At 62.6% G+C, this 18,240-nt stretch carries 15 protein-coding genes; 7 read left to right on the top strand and 8 right to left on the bottom strand.

Translation table 11 applies throughout. The features are described from left to right. Nucleotides 1–101 precede the first annotated feature (101 nt). Together RZS28_RS09885 and RZS28_RS09880 are read left to right on the top strand one after the other, a co-directional pair. Entirely contained in the window at nt 102–1,418 is a 1,317-nt protein-coding gene (locus RZS28_RS09885; RefSeq protein WP_407337604.1) for an FtsX-like permease family protein, read from the top strand. Continuing rightward, a complete protein-coding gene (locus tag RZS28_RS09880) occupies nt 1,415–2,818 on the top strand; it encodes an ABC transporter ATP-binding protein (protein WP_407337603.1) in 1,404 nt (467 codons plus the stop codon). The genes RZS28_RS09885 and RZS28_RS09880 overlap by 4 nt, the downstream gene beginning before the upstream one ends. Nucleotides 2,819–2,949: 131 nt before the next feature. Here RZS28_RS09880 and RZS28_RS09875 read toward each other — a convergent pair whose 3' ends face one another. From RZS28_RS09875 to soxC, 4 genes are all read right to left on the bottom strand, one after another. After that, nucleotides 2,950–5,826 carry an AMP-binding protein gene (locus tag RZS28_RS09875; RefSeq protein ID WP_407337602.1) on the bottom strand — a complete coding sequence of 959 codons (2,877 nt, stop codon included), beginning with the start codon at nt 5,824–5,826 and terminating at the stop codon, nt 2,950–2,952. Nucleotides 5,827–5,898: 72 nt separating this feature from the next. Further along, on the bottom strand, nt 5,899–6,372 hold the full coding sequence (locus RZS28_RS09870; RefSeq protein ID WP_407337601.1) for a universal stress protein: 474 nt from the start codon (nt 6,370–6,372) through the stop codon (nt 5,899–5,901). A 173-nt stretch (nt 6,373–6,545) separates the two neighbouring features. Continuing rightward, nucleotides 6,546–7,076, bottom strand: a complete 531-nt coding sequence (locus RZS28_RS09865) for a c-type cytochrome (RefSeq protein ID WP_407337600.1) — start codon at nt 7,074–7,076, stop codon at nt 6,546–6,548. Beyond that, on the bottom strand, nt 7,063–8,343 hold the full coding sequence (gene soxC, locus RZS28_RS09860) for a sulfite dehydrogenase (protein ID WP_407337599.1): 1,281 nt from the start codon (nt 8,341–8,343) through the stop codon (nt 7,063–7,065). Before soxC ends, RZS28_RS09865 begins: the two co-directional genes overlap by 14 nt. A 206-nt stretch (nt 8,344–8,549) precedes the next feature. Between soxC and RZS28_RS09855 the strand changes: the two genes are divergently transcribed. The 5 genes from RZS28_RS09855 (at nt 8,550) to RZS28_RS09835 (ending at nt 12,223) form a co-directional block, all read left to right on the top strand. Further along, nucleotides 8,550–9,497 (top strand): metallophosphoesterase family protein, encoded by a 948-nt coding sequence (locus tag RZS28_RS09855; protein WP_407337598.1) that lies wholly within the window; start codon nt 8,550–8,552, stop codon nt 9,495–9,497. A gap of 9 nt (nt 9,498–9,506) precedes the next feature. Further along, nucleotides 9,507–9,842: a cupredoxin family copper-binding protein gene (locus tag RZS28_RS09850; protein ID WP_407337597.1), complete on the top strand. Its 336-nt coding sequence runs from the start codon at nt 9,507–9,509 to the stop codon at nt 9,840–9,842. After that, nucleotides 9,839–10,399 carry a sigma-70 family RNA polymerase sigma factor gene (locus RZS28_RS09845; RefSeq protein WP_407337596.1) on the top strand — a complete coding sequence of 187 codons (561 nt, stop codon included), beginning with the start codon at nt 9,839–9,841 and terminating at the stop codon, nt 10,397–10,399. The genes RZS28_RS09850 and RZS28_RS09845 overlap by 4 nt, the downstream gene beginning before the upstream one ends. Before the next feature lie 264 nt (nt 10,400–10,663). Further along, nucleotides 10,664–11,167 (top strand): anti-sigma factor family protein, encoded by a 504-nt coding sequence (locus tag RZS28_RS09840; protein ID WP_407337595.1) that lies wholly within the window; start codon nt 10,664–10,666, stop codon nt 11,165–11,167. Nucleotides 11,168–11,413: 246 nt separating this feature from the next. Then, complete coding sequence (locus RZS28_RS09835; RefSeq protein ID WP_407337594.1) at nt 11,414–12,223, top strand: hypothetical protein; 810 nt, start codon at nt 11,414–11,416, stop codon at nt 12,221–12,223. 135 nt (nt 12,224–12,358) lie between these two features. Here RZS28_RS09835 and RZS28_RS09830 read toward each other — a convergent pair whose 3' ends face one another. From RZS28_RS09830 to RZS28_RS09815, 4 genes are all read right to left on the bottom strand, one after another. Further along, nucleotides 12,359–14,035, bottom strand: coding sequence for a formate--tetrahydrofolate ligase (locus RZS28_RS09830; protein ID WP_407337593.1), 1,677 nt, complete (start codon nt 14,033–14,035; stop codon nt 12,359–12,361). Nucleotides 14,036–14,342: 307 nt separating this feature from the next. Continuing rightward, on the bottom strand, nt 14,343–15,305 hold the full coding sequence (locus tag RZS28_RS09825; RefSeq protein WP_407337592.1) for a D-2-hydroxyacid dehydrogenase: 963 nt from the start codon (nt 15,303–15,305) through the stop codon (nt 14,343–14,345). A gap of 266 nt (nt 15,306–15,571) precedes the next feature. After that, on the bottom strand, nt 15,572–16,810 hold the full coding sequence (locus RZS28_RS09820; protein WP_407337591.1) for an aminotransferase class V-fold PLP-dependent enzyme: 1,239 nt from the start codon (nt 16,808–16,810) through the stop codon (nt 15,572–15,574). Between the two features lie 148 nt (nt 16,811–16,958). After that, nucleotides 16,959–18,224, bottom strand: a complete 1,266-nt coding sequence (locus tag RZS28_RS09815) for a glycerate kinase (RefSeq protein WP_407337590.1) — start codon at nt 18,222–18,224, stop codon at nt 16,959–16,961. Nucleotides 18,225–18,240 lie beyond the last annotated feature (16 nt).

Here is an 18,240-nt window from a genome sequence, read left to right as displayed (position 1 = left end):
TTTCTCTCAAGGAATTTGACGCCGCTTGCGCATCGACGCCGACGTCTCGACCAAGCGCGCAAATAACTATTGATCGCTTGGAGCCTCTCGTAAGCGAAGATATGGGAACAGACCGTCGAACCCTTTTCTTGCTGTTGCGGCTCGCCGCGCAGAATGTCGGCCGGCGGCGTCTCCGAACCGTTTTCCTGGGCATAGCGGTCATGATTTCGGTCGGCGTCGGCTTCTCCGGCTTCGTCATCGGCTCGGCGTTGCGAGACGGCGTCGCGACGACCTTCTCCCGAATGGGCGCGGACCTCGTGGTTGTTCCCTATGGAACGCTGGTGAACATCACGAGCATATTGCTCACGGTTCAACCGACGGACCAGGAACTCGACCTTTCCTTAGGCGAAAAATTGCGAGCGATCCCAGGGGTTGGAAAGGTCGCGGCTCAGAGACTTGTTCGCGCGGAGGCGGAGGGGCGCGCGCTTAACCTCATCGCCTATGACCCGGCGACAGATTTTACGGTGAGGCCTTGGCTTCCTGAAAGCCAGAGGCTGGCGGCGGCGGATGGCGCGCTCGTCGGCGAGCGGGTTCAAATCAAGCCCGGCGAAGTCTTGAATATCTGCGGCCGCGCAATGGTCATAGCGGCGCGTTTGGGGAAGACGGGCGTCGGTCCATTCGACGAATCCTATTTCGTCAGCTTTTACGATCTTGATGGTTTGATCGCGGCACGGCGCAGAATGTCTCTTGCAGCTGGCGTCGCTGTTTCCGGCGCGCCGGCGGCGCCCATCGACCCGCTCGCAGCGGCCGCAACGCATCGCCATGTTGGCGCAGCGGGAGCGAGTAATTGCCTTGCGGATCTCGCCCCCGATCGAGTTTCCGCCTTTCTCATTCAACTTTCATCCGGAGCCTCGCCGGAACAAGTTAAATTCGCGATCGGCCAGATTCCAGGGATCAAGATCGTAACAGGCAACGCCGTTTTCACGGCGTCCCGGCAGTCGCTGGGAAGCCTGTTCTGGGGGGTCGCCATCTTCGCCGGCCTCTTGTTGCTGGCGCTGCTGTTTCTTGTTTCGCTGCTGTTTTCCGCCATCGTTCAGGAGCGCTATCGCGAAGTCGGTCTCTTGAGGGCGATGGGGGCGCGGCCCGCGCAGATCTTCAGCATCATTCTGATCGAGGCCGGGCTGATCACGGGTCTCGGCGGCCTTTTCGGGCTCGGTTTCGGTCTTTCCCTTACATTCGCATTTGCGCGCTCGCTCGGCTTCTATTTCGCTTCGATCGGCGTCCCTTTTGCGTGGCCCCCGGATTGGGCGATGTGGCTCGCAGCGCTTGTCTCAGTGGCGGTCGCGGCCTCCATCGGAGTCGTCGGCGCCTTCATCCCCGCCTGGCGCGCTCGCCGACTTGAGCCCTATGTCATGATTCAAACGGAGAGCGCGCGATGATCTTGCGCGCTTCGAGCCTTCGAAAGCGCTATGGCGGCGAAGCCGGATGCGAGGCCGTGAGCCAAGGCGATCTAACCGTGGAGGAAGGGGAATTCATCTCGATCGTCGGACGGTCAGGGTCCGGCAAGTCGACGCTCCTGGCGATGATTGGCGGGTTGATGAAACCCAGCGAAGGCCAAGTGTTCCTGGAAGGCAAAGACATCTGGGCGCTTCCCGAGAAAGCTTTGGCGGACCTTCGTTGCCGGCGGATGGGGTTCGTCTTTCAATTCTTCAGCCTCCTCCCCAGTCTCAGGGCCGTGGACAATGTCGCCCTGCCGGCCTTGCTGGGCCGCAGCATGGCCCCAGAGGATGCCTATGAACGCGCTCAAAATCTCCTGGCAAGGGTCGGACTCGAAGAGCGGATGTTCGCCTATCCGGGCGAGATGTCCGGCGGCGAACAAAGGCGGGTGGTCATCGCCCGCGCCCTAATCAATGCGCCCCGCTTGCTGCTGGCCGACGAGCCGACCAGCGATCTCGATGAAGACACCGAATGCGACATCGTTGCGCTCCTAGAGCAGCTGCGCCGCGAAGCCTCGTTTGGCATGATCGTCGTCACGCATAATCTTGATCTCGCCAAGCGCGCCGATCGAATGTTCCAGATGAAGCAAGGCAGGCTCTATGCAACTGCTCTGCCTGAGGTCGCAATCCGGCCGGCTCAGCCGCGGCGTTTTGACCCGCCAAGGGCGGCAGTCCCCGTAAACAATGCGCGGCATGTAGATGGCGCCCGTGCGATCGGCAAGCTGGGCGCAACGCTCTGGGCGGCGGCGGGCCGAGCGTTTGTCGTCGCCGGGCTTGTATTCACGCTTGTGCTGTTGGGCAATTATAGCCTCGCGCGCTACCAGCGCTATCAAGCAGCTTTGCGGAGGGAGCGTCTTGCCGCTCTGGAGGAACTCGCCACCTCGACGCTGAAAAGCGAGATCGACTCCGTCACGCGAATGGGCGATGGCCATTATGAAGTGACGATCTATCTCGAGAATACCGGCGGCGATAAGCCCATCTACGTGATGACCCCGAGCGTACAGGGCTTCATACAGGTCGGCTCCGATTGGCAGGAGGCGCCGCTCACTCCAGTTGCTGAATCTGTCGCCTCCGTTTTGAAAGTCACCGGCAAGCAGCTCTATCGATTTGTCCTAGACGCGCGCGTCGATAAGTTCACCGAACTTCTTCCGCATTACATGCATGTGCGCTTGACCAATAACATGCTGATTAGTCCCGAAAGCGCCCCAAAGGATGAGTTGTTTCAGCGCAACGACAGCTATTTTATTTATCTGAAGCCGGACAATGTCGACGACGCAACGATCACGAAAGACGTCAGGTTCGCCGGCCAGCCTCCTCTCTGGATCTGGATGCCTCCGCATTAGGCGCCGCGGGCAATAGCGAGAGCCTCAGGAGCGCTTTCCTGCGTGGCGTGGTCCTGGATCGATGCTCTTTAAGCTGTTGTCTTAACGTATGATGTCGATCCAAAAAATCTGCAGCTTTTCGGCGTCATGCGCTAGTCGACAATCCGGCCGCTCGATTGAGGGGGCGCGGGCTTGACGAGTTCGCCGAGATCCGGCTCCCCGCAACGCGCCAACATGGCCTTCCGCACCTCATCGCGCAATCGCAATACCGATGGGAAGTCGGTCCCGGACGGCGCGATAGGGTCGGCGATCTCGACGCTGATCGAAGCTCTGCGCGGGAACCATTGATCCGCGCGCAGCATTGACCGCGTCCCCCGCAAGACGCCCGGAAAGACCGGCAGGTTCGCCTCGGCCGCCGCCTTGAATGCGCCGAGATAGAAATCGGAAAGCCCCGCCCTGCGTGTAAATGAGCCCTCGGGGAAAAAGACCAGTACGCGCCCCTGCTGGGCGGCCGCGATTGCGATTCCGGCGTCGGCAAGGCTCGCGGCCATATCATAACGTTCGACGAACAAGACGCCCAATCGGCGCAAGAATGGACCAGCGAAAAACTGTCCGCCCAGCTCCTTCTTCGCGACGAAGGCGGGCTCCCCGGGCAGGACGGCGGCGAGGATGAACGCGTCCACATAGCTCGCATGATTGAAGGCGAGAATTGCGTTGCCGCGCGGGACGCGGTCGGCGCCGCTGACGGAGAGAGGCGCCCCGACCGTGGCGAACGCCAGTCGGGCGATCCTGCGCAGCGCCGCCCAGCGCCAGGCAAGCCGCGGGAAACTCATAACGGCGAGCCAGCAGAAAAGAATGCTGGGCGCCATCACGCTCCACCACCAGGCGGCATAGAAAATCTCGCCGAAGAGCTGGCTTAGGCGCCGCATCCGCGCGCCAAACCCTGCGAGCGACAGCCGAAGGATCTGCCATCGCAAGGCGCGCGGCGGCGCGCCGATCTGTCCGCGCTCATAGAGCTCTTTGGCCGCGCTCCGGCGAACCTTGCCGCTCGACGTTTTCGGCGTTGTTCCCAGCGGGGCGAAAACGATCTCATCGGGAGGCGCTCCGGCGATCCCGCTTGCAACTTCGTTCGCGCGGGTTTGCAGCGCCGCGCGCGCGAAGGCGTCCGTCTCGCGCGTTTCGGCCAGGACCACGACCCGTTCCGTGCCGGAGGCGCGATCGGTGACGCCGAACGCGGCGACGCCGCCTTTGCAGACGCCGGGAACATCGCCGATCGCGGCCTCAAGCTCTTGCGGATAGATATGACGGCCGGCGCGAATGATAATGTCCTTGTTGCGGCCAGTTATGTAGACGTCGCCGCCGGCCATATAGGCCCGGTCGCCGCTGTCGAGCCACCCGTCGCGAAAAAGCTCGCGGGTTTTCGCCTCATTGCGGAAATAGCCGGACGTCGCCGACGGACCGCGAAATTCGAGCCGCCCTTCGCATCGTTCGCCGACCTCATGACCGACCTCGTCGACAATGCGAATTTCATGGCCCTGCAGGGGTTGGCCGCAGGCGACGATCTCGAGAGGATTGGCGTCGTCGGCTCTCGCCGGAAGAGCCAAGCCTCGGCGGGTAAGGGCGTCGCGGTCGACGCGATCGATGACCGGCTGGCGGCCGAGCGGCGGAAAAGCCAGTCCCACCGCGTTTTCAGCGAGACCATAGGCCGGCGCCATCGCCTCGGGTCGGAATCCATAATGTCCGAACTTCTCGATAAAGCGGCGCAGCGTCCCGGCGCTGACCGGCTCGGCCCCATTTGCGATCAGGCGCAGTGCGCTGAGGTCGAGGCCTTGGAGATCGACGTCGTCGATCTTGTTGAGGCAGAGCTCAAATCCGAAATTGGGCGACGCGGACAAGGTTGCGCGAAAGCGATGCATCGCCCAAAGCCAGCTCTCCGGGCGCACGAGAAAGCTCAGCGGCGACATCACATAGAGCGGGGCGGCGAAATAGAGAGATCCTAGCCAGGCGCCGATCAGCCCCATGTCATGGTAGAGCGGGAGCCAGCTGACGAAGACGTCGGCCGAGCTGGCGCCCATGGCTTGGCCTATCGCGCGAATGTTAGACAGCAGGTTGGCGTGGCTCAGCGCGACCCCTTTCGGATCGCCTGTGCTGCCGGACGTATATTGGAGAAGCGCGACGGCGCCGGCGTCCACAACCGGTAATTTCACGGACGACGCTTGTGCGGCGAGACCAGCGACAGTCTCTATTGCGTCCAGGCTTGGCGTTTGGCCTCGGAGCAGGCCGGCGAGCCGCAGAGCTTCCGGCATTGTGACAAGGATGCGCGCGCCGGCGTTGCGCAAAATGCCAGCTTGGCGCCGCAAATGCTCCTCGATCTGAGAGAGCTGCATGGGCGGATAAATCGGGACCGGCGCGGCGCCGGCGTAAAGAATGCCGAAAAACGCGATAAAGAAATCGCGACCGGTCGGCAGCATCAAGGCGACGCGGTCGCCCGGCGCGATGTCGCGTTCAATCAGGCCCGCCGCAACCAAGCGGGCGGCTTGCGCGAGTTCTCCATAGGTCAACGTTCCGCCCTCGGCGAGGTCGTCTTGAAGGATGGTCAAATGGAGACGATCAGGATGTTGGGCGACGTGCCAATCGAGAGCCTCTGTCAGCGTCCAGGCTTCGGCCGCGGCCGAGGCCTGGGGCAAGGGAGGCGCGATCACCCCTTCGTCATGCGCAATGCGCCGGTGGGGCGCCGCTTGCTGGACCGCTTCAAGAAGGTCGCCGACAGTGTCGGCCATCCCGATCGTCTCGACCGGAAGGCGCACCCGGAAGGCGCGTTCGATCCGTGAGATCAGCTCAGTTCGGCCGAGGCTATCGATGCCGAGATCCCGCTCGAGACGGCTCGAAAGCGAGACGTCCGTGAACCCGCCCCTTTGCGCATGGAGCTCCCGGGCGAGCTCGCGCACGATCACGAGGAGATCATCTTCCGGAGACGCATGTTTTGCCGGATTAGCGCCGCGGTCAGCTTTGTCGAATTGCTCTCCCACAAAGGAAAGCTAAGCGCTCCTCGCGGCGCCGCGTTGATGCGGATCAAGTCCGCGTCGAAAGCGCGGCCGAACTCATGAGGCGATCGGCGGCACGAGCCAATAGGTCCCATGTTGATCCTGATGCGGACGCGCGACCAAGACCGAGCAGTTGGCGTGCCGCACGATCTTTTGGGCGTTCGAGCCGAGCAGGTAAGTGCTCATCGACGGATTATGTGATCCGACAATGATGAGATCGGCGCCCCAGTCCTCCGCTTCCCTAAGAACTTCGTCATACACGACGCCGGTGCGCAAAATGTGCGAGAAACGGCCAGCCGGAATATTGGCTTTCTTGGCGAGGTCTTGAAACAGCGAGCCGACGGTATTTTCCCGTGTGGCGCTGACATGCGGCGGCAGGAATTCCTTGAAGCCATAGGGAATTTCCGGGAGAACATGGATCATTCTGACGGCGCCGTCGCACAATGCCGTCAACTGCGCCGCGAGGAAGACGCCAAGCTCGGCGATTGCCGGCTCGGCGGAGTCGATCGGAACAAGGATTTTCCTGAACATTCGCGTCTCTCTTGGCGCGGCCTTGCCGGTCCGTAGGCCCGCCAGCTTGAACAAAGCTACATTTGAAAGATTATTCGTTGATGCAGATCAGCGGAGGCGGAGAAACCGGTGGACCCTGGCGAAAGGCCAGCTCTACGCGTGGGGCGCTTGCGCCATGACCCCGTAATCGCCCTTCATTTCCCGCGAGCGAAAATCACGAATCCTTCTCTGTTTGGCATTTGGATCTTTGGCAGCGTTTGCGCATTGATCACTTCGTTTTCGTCGATGACGCCATTGAGCTGCAGAATATAGGCGACAACCGCATAGACCTCGTCGCTGGTCAGCGATTTCGGCTCATTGAGGGGCATTGCGCGCCGCACGTAATCAAATATCGTCGTCGCATAGGGCCAGAAACTTCCGACGGTCTTGACCGGCGCCTGGTCGCCGACAAGCGTTCCACGCCCGCCGACCAACGTGTCATTCGGCTTGCCGGCGCCCTTCTCGCCATGGCAAGCGGCGCATTTTGCGGCGAAAATGGCCTCACCCTGTTTGGGAGCGCCGCCCCCGGGAGGCAGGCCCGCGCCGTCCGGGCCGACGCCAATATCCCAGGCCGCGATTTCTTCCGGCGTGGCCAGACGGCCAAGATTCGGGCTGTCGGCGAAGGCGGCGCTGGAAAAAACCGCAAACGCCGCAGCCGCTGCGAAGCCCTGTCTACGCATAGACATGCTTCACCTCTCCACTTTCCGAAACGGCCCAACTCGTGACCCCGTTGAAGTGATAGATCGCCTTGCCGCCGCGATTGGCGATGAGCTCCGCGCGCGTCGGCTGAACATAGCCGGTTTCATCCGTCACGCGGCTTTGCAGCACGGCGGGCCCGCCGCTCCAGCGCCACGCCATGCGGAAGCGCGTCAGCGCCATCAGCAGCGCCGGCTGCTGCAGTTCGGCCAGTCCCCAGCTCTTGCCGCCATCGGCCGAGACCTCCACCTTGACGACCTTACCGTAGCCCGACCATGCAAGGCCGGAAATCGAATAGAGGCCCGGTTCTTTCATCATCAGGCCCGGCGAGGGCTGCGTGATGACCGACTTCGCTTCAATCGGAAAGACAAATTGCAGCGACTTCCCATCCGGCATCAGCATCGTGTATTTTGAGGTCTCGTCCTTCGTCATTGTCGGAGCCTCGGTCAGCTTGATGCGCCGAAGCCATTTCACCTGCAAATTGCCCTCGAAGCCAGGCAACAGAAGCCGCATCGGATAGCCATTAGACGGGCGGAGGCGCTCGCCATTCTGATAGAGCGCGACCAGCGCGTCATCCATGGCCTTCGCAAGCGGCGCGCTGCGGCTCATGCCGGCCGCATCGGCGCCCTCGGCCAGAATCCATTTCGCGGCGGGATCGACGCCGGCCTCCTCGAGCAGGATCGACAGTTTCACGCCGGTCCATTCGGCGCAGGAGAGAAGCCCATGCAGCGCCTGGAGGTTGAGCTGCGCGGGATCTTTTTGATAGAGCTGGCCGCCATTGCCGCCACATTCGATAAAGGCGGTCCGCGACTCCATCGGATAACGCGACAATGCGTCCAGCGTGAAGACGAGCGGCCGCTTGACCAGACCGTGGATCAAGAGTCGATGGAGGCTCGGGTCGATGTCCGGCACGCCATTGTGGCTGCGCTCGAAATGCAGGCCATTCGGCGTGATCGCGCCATTCAAGAGATGCAGAGGCGTCCGCGCGGCCCCGGTTCCCGGAGCGTTGGGGGCGCTCGCCCAGACGCGCGCGACCTTGTCCTCAAAGCGCGACGGCTGGCCGTAACCGACAAACGGCGCGCCTGGCGTCTTCATCCACGGTTCGACAGACAGTTCGTCGGCTGAAGCTGGTTCGGAAAAAACGCCGCCTGCGGCTGCTCCAGCGGCGACGCCGGTCAGGAAAAGACGACGATCGACAAGGCCATTTCCTGCGGCTTCATCAAGGTCGAGCCGGCTTGGGCCTTTATTGCGGCGCATGAGTTTCCAGAGAATTGAAGTTCTGATCAGTGCTTATCTATGGATATAATAGACTACTGGCTCTGTCCAATGCATTTGGCGTCCGTCGCCCGATGGTCAGCCCGCGATCGGCCCGAAAAGAAATAAGGCCGTAGGGGAATAAAGCGGCCTCGCCGCGAGTCTCCAATGCTGAACCCCTATTGGGGCTGATGCGGAGGACGACTGAAATGATAAACGATGAAAATGGCGTCGACCGGCGCGGCGCGCTCGAATGCATGCTATGGGCGGGAACCGGCGCCCTCTGGACGATTTCCGGCGGCGTTCCGCACTCGTCGGCCCTGCTCGGCGTCGCCGAAGCGAAGGCCCAGGCCACGGCTGGTTTCAGCTTCGTGCAGATTTCCGACAGCCACATCGGCTTCAAGCAGGCCGCCAATCCGAATCCTCTCGCCACTTTGCAGGAGGCGATCGACAAGATCGGCGGCCTCCCCAACAAGCCGGCCTTCATGATCCATACGGGCGACATCTCGCATCTGTCGAAGCCCGAGCAATTCGACGACGCCGAGAAGGTGATCTCGAGCGCGAAACTCGATGTGCATTACGTTCCGGGCGAGCACGACATAGTCGATGAGGGGCGCGGGGCGGATTACATGGAGCGCTTCGGCAAGAGGCTGCAGGCCAAAGGAGCCGGCTGGTACTCTTTCGATCACGCCGGCGCGCATTTCGTCGGCCTCGTCAATGTCGCCGATCTGAAGGCCGGCGGCATGGGCTCCCTCGGCCCGGAGCAACTCGCCTGGCTCGCCGATGATCTGAAGCCCAAGAGCAGTTCGACGCCTATCGTGCTTTTCGCCCATATCCCGCTCTGGACCGTCTATGGGGATTGGGGCTGGGGCACCGACGACGCGGCGCAGGCGCTGGGCCTCGTCAAGCGCTTTGGCTCGGTGACTGTGCTCAACGGCCATATTCACCAGATCATGCAGAAAGTCGAAGGCGCGGTGACCTTCCACACGGCCCGCTCGACCGCCTTTCCGCAGCCCGCGCCAGGCTCGGCGCCGTCGCCCGGACCGCTGAAAGTGCCGGAGGACAAGCTTCGCAGCGTGCTCGGCGTCGCGTCCGTCGCCGTCAAGAAGGGCGCGCAGCCGCTCGCGATCACCGATAGCGAATTGGCGAAAGGCTGAGGCATTCACATGGAGATCAAAATCGATCGCCGCCGCTTCTGCGCGGCCACGGCGTCTGTCGGGCTCGCTGCGCTGCCGCAGCGGGCGCGCGCCGCCGACGCCAATGTAAGAATAGACAATTTCACCTTCACGCCCGCCACGCTTAACGTGAAGCCGGGCGCGGTCGTCGCCTGGACCAACGAGGACGACATCCCGCATTCGATCGTCGCTGTGGACGGAAAATTCCACTCGCCCGCACTCGACACCGGGGACGCATTCAGCTTTACGCTGACGGAGCCCGGCGCCTACGCCTATTATTGCGGGTTGCATCCGCATATGAAGGGGACAATCATCGTTGTTCTATGAGGGGCGCCCATGCGCCAGGCCCGCACGTGACCACGGATGGCGATCGCAGACTTTTCAACGAGGTGGTTTTACCTCACCTTGACGACGCCTATACGTTCGCCCGCTGGCTCACCGGAAACGCGACGGACGCGGAGGATGTGGTGCAGGAAGCCTGCCTCCGCGCGATGCGCGGGACGCATAGTTTCGCCGGCGGCAGCGCTCGGGCATGGTTGATTTCCATCGTGCGCAATACTGCTTTCACCTGGCTCGCCCGCAACCGGCCGAAGGCTCTCGTCCTGACCGACGATCTTGAATCCGCCGAACGCGCCTCGTCCAACATGCCGGAAACAGCGACGCCAGAGACGGAAGCGATCGCGCGCGCGGACGCCGCGCTCCTCGAAGCCGGCATCGCCGCGCTGCCGCCTCCGTTCCGTGAGGCGCTCGTGCTGCGTGAGTTCAATGGGCTGAGCTATCGCGAGATCGCCGAGGCGACGGGCGTCCCTGTCGGCACCGTCATGTCGCGTCTGGCGCGGGCCCGCGCGCTGCTGATCGAACGGATCGGCAAGGAGATGTCATGAATGATGCGCCACTCGATCCGCGCTTGATGATGCAGGCGGTCCTTGACGGCGAACTCGACGCCGCCGGGCAATTGGCCTTCGAAAGCAAGCTCGCCGACGATCCAGTTCTGGCTAAGGACTATGAACGGCTCGCAACCTTGCGACAAAGGTTGCGCCAAACCTTTCCGCGTGAGCCGCCGCCCGCCGCATTGCGCGCCCGCGTGAGCGCCTTGGCCGGCCCGCCTACAGCCGGCAAGACAGGCGTCTCGCCGCGGCGCAATCAGGATGGCCGCCGCGCTGGCGATTGGGATCGGCCTCGGCGCCGCCGCGACCGACTGGGCGCTCGGGCCACGCGAGCCGGAGCTTGTCGATGCGCTCGTCGATGGCCATCGCCGCGCAATGCTCGCCGGAACGCCTGTCGATATCGCCTCGAACGACAGGCACAATGTGCGGCCGTGGTTCGACGCGCGCATCGCGATCTCGCCGCCGGCGCCCGATCTCGCGGCCCGCGGCTTTCCGCTGGTCGGCGGCCGCGTCGAGGTGATCGACGGCCAGCCGGCACCGACCCTCGTCTATCGAATCCGAGAGCATTTCGTCAGCGTCACCGCCTTACCAGCCTCTAGCGCATCGATAAGAGGCGCGCCAGCCGACGGCTTTCACGTCCTCGCCTGGCAAGGCTCTGGCTTCACTTTCTGGGCGGTCTCGGACGCCGACCCGCCGACGCTCGAACAATTCGCCGCCGCGTTCAAAGCCGCCGAGGCGAGCAGCGCGGAGCCGCCGGCTAGGTGATGCGCAAGGCCTTAGCCTCGCCGTGGCCGTTCGATCTCAATGAGTGGACCGACGAACAAAAACGGACCCGTCGTTCGGCAAGACATATGCGCTGCGGTTTCGTAGGGGTAAGATAAAGGGCTAGTCCCCAACGGGACCCAGGGGAGACCAACGCTCGAACCGACCTACTGCGAGCATCCGAGAAGACTTGCCCGATCTCGCGGTTATCGGCAAAGTCCGGTTTTCTTGTCGCGGAGATCCGCCTCCATGCATATCTTGCGGCTCGCGCTGCTCGGCCTCGCCGCCCTTGTCGCCCTTATTCTCGGCTGGACGTTCTGGATCGAAGCGAACCGGCTGGAGCCCGCGCCCTCGCCAAAGATTGCCGAGACGCATGTCTCGCCGGAGGCGATCGCCGCGGCGCGAGGCGCAATCGAGGCCGAACTCGCAGCCGTCCCGGAATATGCCGGCTTTTTCGACAGCCTCAAGACGAGGTTTCCGGCCGATTACGAGGCGTTCCTCGCGAAGGCGTCGCGGCGCTCGGCCGCCACCGGCGAGATCCAGAGCGCGGATTTCCTCATCATTGACGCCGTGCGCGCCTTGCGCGTTTCGCATGGGGTGCTGGCTGCCAAGGCGGAGCAGCCCGCGCTCGATCATGTGTTCGAGATGCAGCTCGCCATGTTGCGCGCGCTCGCGGGGAGGAATCAAGGCCTTTGCGTCGATTTCCTCTATGGCGGCGCCAATGGCGATTTTCTCGAATTTTCAGCCGCAAACCGCAGCCTCGTCGCAGCCATGGCGAGCGCCGGCCTCGACGCCATCGACAACGGACAAATCAATCGGGTCGAGCGGGACGAGCCGACCGCCGAGGATTTCCAGGAACTCGAAAAAGCCCTTCGCGCCAAGGGCCTCGGCACGCTCGAGATCGAGGCCCTTCTCGATGGCAAAACGCCCGATCCGCCGCTCGACGACGCGCGAATGTGTCGCGCCGGCGCGATCTATCTCGAGACGCTCGCCGCCCTGCCCGAACCGCTGCGCATGCGCATCTATGGTTTCGCGGTCGAGCTCATGGCGCGGTCATAGCTAGAGCATGTTTGCGAAAAAGTTGATCGCCTTTTTCGATCAGGACATGCTCCAACTTGAATTTGAGCGATTCCTTTTCGATCAGATGAGTCCATCTGATCGGGAAACGCTCTAGGACGCGCTTGGGCGCGGCCGTCAGAAAAGCCCGACGATTTTGCCGTTCTCGTCGAGGTCGATGGCGTTCGCCGACGGAACCTTGGGCAAGCCCGGCATGGTCATCATGTCGCCGCAGATGACAACAATGAACTCGGCCCCGGCCGCCAGCCGCACCTCGCGGATATTGATCTCGTGATGGCTCGGCGCCCCGCGCAGCTTCGGGTCCGTCGAGAACGAATATTGGGTCTTGGCGACGCAGATCGGATAATGGCCGTAGCCGGACTCCTGAAGCTTCTTGATCTGGCCGCGAATTTTTGAATCCGCAGTGACCTCGCTCGCGCCATAGAGCTTGGTGGCGATCGCCGTCACCTTGTCCCAGAGCGGCGCGTCGTCTTCATAAACGAACCGGAAGTCGCTCGGCGTCTTGTCGATAATGTCGACAACGGTATGCGCAAGCTCTTCCGCGCCCTTGCCGCCTTCCGCCCAATGCCGGCAGACAACGATCGGGGCTTCGTGATGCGCCATTTTTTTCTGCAAAAGGTCGAGCTCGGCAATGGTGTCGAAGGTGAAATGATTGATCGCGACCACACAAGGAAGCCCGTAATGGTTGCGTATGTTGTTGACGTGGCGCTCGAGATTGGCGACGCCCTTGGATAGAGCGTCGAGATTCTCGGTGTTCAACTCCTTCAAATCGGCGCCGCCATGATATTTGAGCGCGCGTATCGTGGCGACGATCACCGCCGCTTGCGGCCGCAAGCCGGATTTGCGGCACTTGATGTCGACGAATTTCTCGGCCCCGAGATCGGCGCCGAAGCCAGCTTCGGTCACCACATAATCGGAAAGCTTGAGCGCCGTCTTTGTAGCAAGAACGGAATTGCAGCCATGCGCAATATTGGCGAAAGGGCCGCCATGGATGAAGGCCGGATTGTTTTCCAGGGTCTGGACAAGGTTCGGCTTCAAGGCGTTTTTCAACAGCACCGCCATCGCGCCATGGCCGTTCAGGTCGCCCGCATGAATCGGCTTCTGGTCGCGCGTATATCCAACGACGATTTTCGCCAGCCGATTCTTGAGGTCGCTGATCGAGGTCGCGAGGCAGAAGATCGCCATCACTTCCGAAGCGACCACGATGTCGAATCCATCCTCGCGCGGAAATCCGTTCGCGACGCCGCCAAGGCCAACGACGATTTGCCTCAACGCCCGGTCGTTCATATCGACCACGCGCTTCCAGGCGATGCGCCTCAGATCGAACCCGAGCTCGTTGCCGTGGTGAATATGGTTGTCGATCAACGCAGCCAAGAGGTTGTTGGCGAGCGCGATCGCGCTAAAGTCGCCGGTGAAATGGAGGTTGATGTCCTCCATTGGCACCACCTGCGAATAGCCGCCGCCCGCCGCCCCTCCCTTCATGCCGAACACCGGCCCCAGAGAGGGCTCGCGGAGGCAAATCGACGCCTTCTTGCCGATGCGGTTCAGCGCATCGCCGAGGCCCACCGTCGTCGTGGTCTTGCCTTCGCCGGCGGGAGTCGGGCTGATCGCCGTGACCAGGATCAATTTGCCGTCCGGCCGGTCGGCAAGGCTGTCGATATAATCCAGCGAGATCTTCGCCATGTAATGGCCATAGGGGTCGAGATATTCATCGGCGACGCCGAGCTTGTCGAGGGCCACATCGGTGATGCGACGCATCTTCGCGTGCTGGGCAATTTCAATATCCGACGGCATGGTTCCTCCTCTCGAAGCTAGCTGGACCGATTTCAAATGGCGTCCAATCGATCAGGCCACAATTTGTTCTTTGTTAATTCGCTTGCTTACGGCATTCGCTCGAACGCCCGCGCCGGCTGGGCCCTTCCCGACCAGGGGGCCCATTTGATCGACGACGAACTCCGCTAAATCAATATGTTTCTTTACCGCAGGGCCGGAAGGCCCCAAGGCTCGGCGGCCAAACCTGGGAAATCTCGACCTGGAAGGCCGCAGAGTCGGCACAGTCCAAGGCGGCTAAAAAAGTAGACGCCAAGGCCAGCTCTATCCGCTAAGCCTCCACCACATTTTGTGGCTTTCCGGCGGCGAAAGCGTCGATATTGTCGATAAGCTGGTCGGCGAGGACTTGCATCGCCTCGCGGCTCGCCCATGCGACATGCGGCGTGATGATGAAATTGGGCAGGCGCAGATCGAGCAGGATATTGCCCTGTTTCGGCGGCTCGGTCGTCAAGACGTCGAAGCCCGCGCCGCCAATGACGCCTTGCGTCAGCGCCTCGGCCAAGGCCGCCTCGTCCACGAGGCCGCCGCGCCCGGTATTGATCAAAATCGCGTCCCGTTTCATGAGACGCAGCTCCCGCGCGCCGATCATGTTCTTCGTCTCCGCCGTCAGCGGCGCGTGGAGCGTGATGATGTCGCTCTCGCGCAGCACGGTTTCGAAATCGACGAGGCCCGGCTGCGGAAATACGTCATAGGCCAGCACCTTGAGGCCGAAGGCTTCCGCGATGCGCGCGAGCGACTTGCCGATCGCGCCATAGCCGATGATGCCGAGCGTGGAGCCGCGCATGTCGCGGATCGGATGATCGAAGAAGCAGAACTGGTCGCATTCCTGCCAACGTCCGGCGCGCACGTCGTCGCGATAGGCGACGATATTGCGGCGCAGCGCGAAGGCGAGCGCAAAGACATGCTCCGGAACAGTGTTGAAGGCGTAGTTGCGGATGTTCGAGACGATGATCCCATGCGCTTTCGCATAGGTCTTGTCGACGACATCGGTGCCCGTCGCCGCCACCGCGATCAATTTGAGATTGGGCAGCCGCGCAAGCGTCGCTTCGCGCATCGGCACCTTGTTGATGATCGCGATCGTCGCGTCGGCGAGACGATCGACGATCTCGTCAACCGTGGTGGCCGCATATTCCTTGTAGCTATGCGGAAAATTCGGCGTCCGCAAATTCGCCTCGAGTGTCGAACGGTCGAGAAAGACGATCGAATGCTGCACGGCGCTATCTCGCTTGAACATGCGTTGGAACGTTTGGAGCGGCGCTTGCCCGAAGGGGGAGCGGGAGAGGAAACCTACGCGCCGCGAGGCTTATCTTGCGGAGGCGCCGGGGCCATTCGAGACATTCAAGATGTCCCTCTCCCGCCCGCTTCCAGTCACGTCGAGGCGCGTCGCATTCACAGCGGCGCGCCGGATTTAAGTTCGACAAGAAATCCGACGCGACGAAAATTGGCGCCGTCTTGGAGCGAGGCCATCAGGCCCCGCCCCCGCTTCCGCGCGGCAGCGGCTCAGTCGTTGAGCACGCCTTCGGGATGGACTTCGGCGAAGCGTTCCTGCTCAGTCGGCTTCTTTTCCTTGGCCAGGACCGTCGAGCGGAAATGCGTCTGGGCGGCGCCGACGCCGCTGCCGAGCGTGATGTCGATGCCGACATCGCGCATCGCCATTTCGGCTCCGGCGATCGCGCCGAGGACCATCAGATCGTTGAGATCGCCAAGATGGCCAATCCGGAAGACCTTGCCGGCAACCTGTGACAGACCGGCCCCGAGCGACAAATTATAGCGCCGATAGGCCGCGTCGATCACATCGGCCCCGTTGATTCCCTGCGGGACGACGATCGCCGTGACCGTGTCCGAATCCCATTTCGACTCCTTGGCGCAGGGATGAAGGCCCCAGGCCTTGACCGCGGCGCGCACGCCGCCCGCCAGGACATGATGGCGCTCGTACACATGCTCGAGCTTCTCCTCGAACAGGATGCGGAGCGATTCACGCAGGCCATAGAGCAGCGGCAACGGCGGCGTATAGGGAAAATAGCCCGTCGCATTGGCTTTGATCTGGTCGGCGAAGTCGAAATAGACCCGCTTCAGCCCGGCGGTCTTGGAGGCGGCGAGCGCCCGCGGGCTCACGCAGACAATGCCGAGGCCGGCCGGCAGCATCAGGCCCTTCTGCGAACCGGCGACGGCGAGATCGACCCGCCATTCGTCCGCGCGGAAATCGAGGCTTCCGATCGAGCTCACGCCATCGACATAGAGAAGCGCCGGATGACCGGCGGCGTCGATCGCCTTGCGGACCGCGCCGATATCGCTCGTGACGCCGGTCGCGGTCTCGTTGTGAACCGCAAGCACGGCCTTGATCTGATGCGATTTGTCGTCGCGCAGAATCGCCTCGATCTTATCCGGCTTCACGCCGGTGCCCCATTCCTCCTCGAGCACCTGGACATCGAGGCCGAGGCGCTGAGCCAGGTCGATCCACAAATGGCTGAATTGGCCGAACCGGGACGCCAAAACCTTGTCGCCGGGCGACAGAGTGTTGCTAAGCGAAGCCTCCCAAGCGCCAGTCCCGGACGATGGGAAAATGAACACCTGTCCGTCAGTGCTTTTAAAAACCTTCTTCAGGTCCTCGAACAGGGGCAGCGTCAGTTCCGGAAATTTGGAAGACCGGTGGTCTTCCATCGCCACCAGCATGGCCCGCTGAACGCGGTCCGGCACATTGGTCGGCCCCGGAACAAAAAGAAAGTGGCGGCCCGCCATATTGCATCCTCCATATTATTGCCTGCGGCAATATCCACGAAAACAGTGACGACCACAAGTCAGCGGCGAGAAACGGCCGCGCCGAGCGGTATAATGAAACTCTCGCGACGCGCAATTGCTTTCGTGCGTCGAGATTGAGTGCGCGCCTTTATCGGCCAACGACAATTGCGCGAAAATCATTCACATTGGTGAGCGTCGGCCCGGTGACGACGAGGTCTCCGATCGCCGAAAAGAACCCGTAGCCGTCGTTGTCGGCGAGCCTCGCCTTGGCGTCCACGCCAAGCGCGGCGGCGCGAGCGAGACTCTCGGGAAAAAGCAGCGCGCCGGCGTTGTCTTCCGTGCCATCGATCCCATCAGTGTCGCCGGCCAGCGCATAAATGCCCGGATGGCCATCCAGGGCGACGCAAAGCGCCAGGAGGAACTCGGCGTTGCGGCCGCCGCGCCCGGATCCGCGTACGGTGACCGTCGTCTCGCCGCCCGAGATCAAGACGCAAGGCGGCGCGATCGGCTGACCGAAATGATAGGATTGCCGGGCGATCGCCGCATGCACCAAGGCGACGTCGCGAGCTTCGCCCTCAATGTCATTGGCGAGAATGAGCGGCGTCGCGCCCGCCTCGCGCGCGACCGCCGCCGCGGCTTCGAGCGACATTTGCGGCGCCGCGATCATTACATTCTCGACCCTCGCGAGTCGCGGATCGCCGGGCTTAAGCGTTTCAGCGCCGGAGGAGCCGAGATGCGCCAGCACATGGTCGGGAGCCGCGATCGCATATTTGCGTAGAATGGCGAGCGCATCAGCGGAAGTCGTCGGATCGGCGACCGTTGGCCCGGATGCGATCACGCAAGGATCATCACCTGGAACGTCGGAGATCAACAGGGCGACGACTCGCGCGGGGGCGGCGGCCGCGGCAAGCCTGCCGCCCTTGATCGCGGACAGGTGTTTGCGCACGCAGTTCATTTCGGAAATTGTCGCGCCGCTCTTCAGGAGCGCCTTGTTGATGCTCTGCTTGTCGGCCAAGGTCACGCCCGGCGCAGGCAAAGCGAGCAATGCGGAGCCTCCCCCGGAAATCAGGCACAGCACCAGATCGTCGGCGGTCAGGCCTTGCACTGCGGCGAGGATGCGCTCCGCCGCCGCCAGCCCGGCAGCGTCCGGCACCGGATGGCTCGCCTCGATCACTTCGATGCGGCGGCACGGCGCGCCATGGCCGTAGCGCGTCACGACCAAGCCCTCGAGCGGCCCCGGCCAATGATCCTCGACCGCCTTGGCCATGGAGCCGGCGGCTTTGCCAGCGCCGACGACTATGGTGCGGCCCGCCGGCGGCGACGGCAGATGCAGCGGCACGCATCGCTCCGGCGAGGCGGCTCCGACCGCAGCCTCAAACATGTTCAGAAGCAGCTGACGATAATCAAAAGCCATGGGGGGTTGCATCTGC

It is taken from the genome of Methylocapsa polymorpha, assembly GCF_045689225.1.
Classification (GTDB): domain Bacteria; phylum Pseudomonadota; class Alphaproteobacteria; order Rhizobiales; family Beijerinckiaceae; genus Methylocapsa; species Methylocapsa polymorpha.
The sequence above is the reverse complement of the archived record's forward strand: the minus strand, read 5'-3'. Positions and strand labels throughout refer to the sequence as shown.